General features: G+C 68.4%; 5 protein-coding genes. 2 read left to right on the top strand and 3 right to left on the bottom strand.

From position 1 onward, the window contains the following. The coding region (locus A9X05_RS26650; protein WP_197499214.1) for a sensor domain-containing protein at positions 1-751 on the top strand (751 nt) is incomplete at its 5' end. Positions 752-786: 35 nt separating this feature from the next. On the opposite strand, the gene A9X05_RS26645 is transcribed toward A9X05_RS26650, so the two are convergent. Continuing rightward, positions 787-1,371 carry a hypothetical protein gene (locus A9X05_RS26645; RefSeq protein WP_067785157.1) on the bottom strand — a complete coding sequence of 195 codons (585 nt, stop codon included), beginning with the start codon at positions 1,369-1,371 and terminating at the stop codon, positions 787-789. 292 nt (positions 1,372-1,663) lie between these two features. After that, the gene (locus A9X05_RS26640; protein WP_156670166.1) at positions 1,664-2,809 is read right to left on the bottom strand and encodes an adenylate/guanylate cyclase domain-containing protein; all 1,146 of its coding nucleotides are present in this window, start codon (positions 2,807-2,809) and stop codon (positions 1,664-1,666) included. 36 nt (positions 2,810-2,845) lie between these two features. Here A9X05_RS26640 and A9X05_RS26635 point away from each other — a divergent pair, with 36 nt between their 5' ends. Beyond that, the gene (locus A9X05_RS26635; RefSeq protein WP_067785154.1) at positions 2,846-3,397 is read left to right on the top strand and encodes a DNA-deoxyinosine glycosylase; all 552 of its coding nucleotides are present in this window, start codon (positions 2,846-2,848) and stop codon (positions 3,395-3,397) included. Here A9X05_RS26635 and A9X05_RS26630 read toward each other — a convergent pair. Further along, on the bottom strand, positions 3,392-4,170 hold a 779-nt coding region (locus A9X05_RS26630; RefSeq protein WP_255369318.1), incomplete at its 5' end, for an amidase family protein. The genes A9X05_RS26635 and A9X05_RS26630 overlap by 6 nt on opposite strands.

Here is a 4,170-nt window from a genome sequence, read left to right as displayed (position 1 = left end):
CCCACCACACGCCCCGCACCAATTCACCGGCGCACCCGCCTGGAACCAACCCCCACCCAAACGACGCAACCCCTGGCCCATCATCGCCGGTGTCGCCGCACTGGTCGTCGTCGTCGCCGCCAGTGCCGTGGGCATCTGGTTTCTCGTGCGACCCAAGCCGGCGCCGGCACCCGACCCGATACCCGCCGAGCGCCTCAGCGCGCTTCTGCTCGGCGCCTCGGACGTCAACTCCGTCATGGGATCGTCAACCATGGAGCCCGGCAAGCCCATTCAGTCGATGGACACCTCGTCGCTGACGGTGTCGCAGCCCGACTGCCAGGGCGCGCTGTACACCACCCAGAGCCCGGTGTACTCGGGCACCGGTTACTCAGCGGTGAGCGGGCTGGTGTCGTCGGAGCCGGGAGACAACTACGACCATTGGGTCAATCAGGCCGTTGTCCTGTTCCCGTCCGCCGACAAGGCGAAGGCTTTCCTGGAGACCTCGGCGGGAAAGTGGAAGGGCTGCGCGGGCAAGACGGTGACCGTGACGAACAAGGGCAAGACGTATCGGTGGACGTTCGCCCAGATTCAGGGCGACCCGCCGAAGATCGCGGTGCTGGACACCCAGGAGGGCGCCGACGGCTGGGAGTGCCAGCGCGCGATGAGCGCGGCCAACAACGTCGTCGTCGACGTCAACGCCTGCGGATACCACATCAGCGATCAGGGCACCCAGATCGTCGACAAGATCGTCGCGAAAGTCGACAACGGGTAGCGAGCCCTAAACCCAAGGCGCAGCGCGCTTTTCGCCTACGACTGGAGGTCCGGCCCTTCGGCGCGCAAGTCGTCGACGGCCGACATGGCGTTGCGTAGCTTGGCAAGCCATTCTTCGGCGTGTTCGCCGACCAGCTTGACCGACCAGGCGAGGGCGTCGGCACGCGACCGGGCGACGCCGGCGTCGACCAGCGTGTCGAGCACTTGCCGTTCCGGTTGCTTCAAGCGCGTCATCACCGGTACCGCGATGTGAGTGAACAGGATTCGCTCCGAGCCGGATTTCGACCCGACCTCGACGCCCCAGGAAACCTTGCGACCATAGCGATCCTGCGCCTCGTCGGCGATGCGCATTCGCTCCGAACGGGTTTCCTCGCGGAACCGCGACGCGCGTCCTTCGGCGCGGGCCTCGCTTTCTTCCTTCTCCGAGCCCTCGAGCTCAGGCAGCCGTCCGATGACGGTGATCTCTTCGCGGTCGACGACGACCGTCGGATCGCCGTCGAACCAGCTCTCGGGCAGGCGTCCGGCGAACCATTCGGCGGCGTCGCTGGCGTCGGGTTGCTGGGCCTGCTGCCAGCCGCCGGGGCGGCCGTAGCGCCGGCCGTGCGTGTGGTGCGATTTCATAATTACATGATTACATCGTTGCACCTGCAAGGGAACCGTGTTCGCCCCCGGCGAACCCGTCGCCACGACGCGGCCCCGCGCCAAGCCCCGATCCGACTGCCCAAAAACCGTTGATATGGGCTGATCAAAGTTGTATTTTTGGTAGCGAAGCAGGCCCGGAAACGACCAATTCCAAGCGCCGGAAGTCAGGGTAGAAAACCGGCCGCGTAGGACCCGCGCATGACGGAGTCAAACGCCCCCTAGTGTCGTCCGGGCCTGCCCATGTCGGCAGCATTCCGGCAGCATTCCCATATCAGTCGTCGCCGTTGGATCCGTCGCCGCGACGAATCCGGAACAGCTTCACCTCGTTCTTGATGCCTTTGAGGCGGCGCGCACCGGCGAACGAGCCGTTGAACTCGCCGGTGTCACCGACCGTCTCCCAGACCGAATCCGCCGCGAGCACGGTGCCCGGGCGCGCCACGCTGGTGACCCGGCTGGCGACGTTGACCGGGCTGCCGAACCAGTCCCCCGCCCGGCTCACCGCCATGCCGGAGGCCACGCCCGCCCGCAGCCGCGGGAAATCGTTGTCCGAGTCGACGGCGTCCACGAGCTTCAAGACCACGTCGAGCATGGGCAGCGGGTCGGGGCAGACGAACATCACCGCGTCGCCGATCGTCTTGATGAAGCGCACGGGCGGGACCGTGACGTCTCGGGCCAGCGCCGCGAGCCGGTTGGCCAGATGCCCCAATTCCTCCGCGGAAACCACCTCGCCGATCCGGGTGAAACCGACGAGGTCGGCGAACGCGACGGTGATCGCGCGCGCCCCCGGCAGCGGCTGGCCGGCGGCGCGCTCCGCGGCGTTGACCGCCTCGGTCTCCATCATGTGGCGCAGCTGCAGGAACAACATGTGCTGGATCATCGGGCCCAGCTGCGGTGCGATCTCGCTCACCAACGCCTTCGAGGCCTTCGCGATTTCGAGCTCGGTGGCGCCGGGCCGCATGATCGCCGAGAGGGCGGTGTAGCGCATGACCTCGGCCGCGCGCGACAGGCCTTCGGCGAGGACCCGGACCACCAGCACCACCTGCTCGGCGTCCAGGCCCAGCTCGACGAAACGCTGGGCGTAGGCGGCGGCTTCACCGTCGGCGCGCATATGGACGACGGCGTCGGGGTCGTCGATTCGCGCCAGACCGATCGCCCGCTGCACCTGCTGCAGCAGGCCCAGGTCGATGCCGTGGGTCTCGCTGATCTCCCGGGTGGACACGTAGGTGCCGTCGTCACCGATGAGGTGGCGGGTCGCCAGCAGCAGTGGCGGATTGGTCGTCCTGATCTCCTCCGGAGTGATGCCCTGCTCCAGGAGCCACTCCACCAATTCCGCCCGCTCGGTGCGTGCGCTGCCCTCGAGTCCGTCGAGCAGATCCTCGATGTGCGGGCCGGCGCCGTTGTGACCGTCGTCCTCCACTTCGCCAACGTACAACGCGCGCCATGATGTGAAGCGATGAGCGCACCACTGTTGCGGGGATTCCCGCCTGTCGTCGACGAGCGCGCCCGCGTGCTGATCCTGGGGTCGTTTCCCAGCGTGCAATCCCTGGCGGTGGGTCACTACTACGCCAATCCGCGAAATGCGTTCTGGCCGATCACCGCAGAGCTGTTCGGCTTCGACCCGGCCGCGCCCTACGAAACGCGGCTGGCCGCGCTGCAATCGGCCGGTGTGGCCCTCTGGGACGTGGTGCGCGCATGCCGCCGCGCCGGCAGCGCGGACTCGGCGATCGAACCGAAAAGCTTGGTGGTCAACGACTTCCGCGGACTGTACGCTCGGTATCCCGCCATCGCGCGGGTGTACTTCAACGGCGCCAAGGCCGCCGAGCTTTACTGCAGGCTGGCCCAGGCCGACGAGCGGGTCCAGTACCGGCGGCTGCCGTCCACGAGCCCGGCGCACGCCGTGCCGCCGGACACCAAGCTGGCCGCCTGGCGCGAAATCGCGTCGAACGCGAGCGCGGCGAAGCCCGGCGATGGGGCCGGCGCAATCGATGAGGCGCAGCCGTTATGACACCGGCGGACGGCGGTGCGCCCACGGCCGGGCGGATTCGATCTGCGCGGCCAACGACAACAGGGTCGCCTCGTCGTAGGGGCGGCCCACCAGCTGCACGGCGATCGGCAGGCCGTCACCGTCGAAATCCCACGGCACGGCCGCGGCGGGTTGGCCGGTCAGGTTCCAGACCTGTTGGTAGGGCACCCGCTGCGCCACCGCCAGCAGCGTCCACACCGCGCCGCGGCGTTGGTAGGCGCCGATGCGTGAGGGGCCGGTCGCGTTGCCCGGCGTGAGGACGACGTCGACGTCGTCGAAGATCGATTGGATCCGGGCGGTCACCGCCGGCTCCGCCTCGCGGAGGGCGGTCATGCGGTGATCCGAGAAGAACGAACCGGCGCGGGCCAGGTTGCGGGTCCGGGCTTCCAGGCGTTCGGGGTGCGGTAGCGAATCGGCGTCGTCGCTGATGCCGCGCAGATAGCGCGGCAGGTAATTGGTCATGATGGCCGACGGTGGATAGTCGGGGTCGGCGGTGATCACCTCGTGGCCCAGGTCGCGCAGCAACGCGCCGGCCTGTTCGACCGCCGCCAGCTGCGGATTGCCGACCCTGACCGGCAGCGGCGTCGGCGACTTGGTGCTCAGGGCGATCCGCAGCCTTCCGGGCGCACGGGTCGCCGCCGCCACGAACTCACCCTCGGGCCCCGGCACCGTCGACGTCGCATCGAGAAACATCGCGGCATCGAGCACCGAGCGCGCCAGCGGACCGTTGACACTCAGCCCGTGCCAGGCATCGT

Origin of the sequence: Mycobacterium sp. E3298, assembly GCF_001666895.1 — a bacterium.
Classification (GTDB): domain Bacteria; phylum Actinomycetota; class Actinomycetes; order Mycobacteriales; family Mycobacteriaceae; genus Mycobacterium.
Note: the sequence above shows the minus strand (reverse complement) of the source record. Positions and strands in the feature narration are given on the sequence as shown.

What these genes read in the sequence shown, in the direction of transcription:
- A9X05_RS26645 (WP_067785157.1), bottom strand. Translation starts at nt 1,371, where the DNA reads ATGAAATCGCACCACACGCACGGCCGGCGCTACGGCCGCCCCGGCGGC.
- A9X05_RS26635 (WP_067785154.1), top strand. Translation starts at nt 2,846, where the DNA reads ATGAGCGCACCACTGTTGCGGGGATTCCCGCCTGTCGTCGACGAGCGC.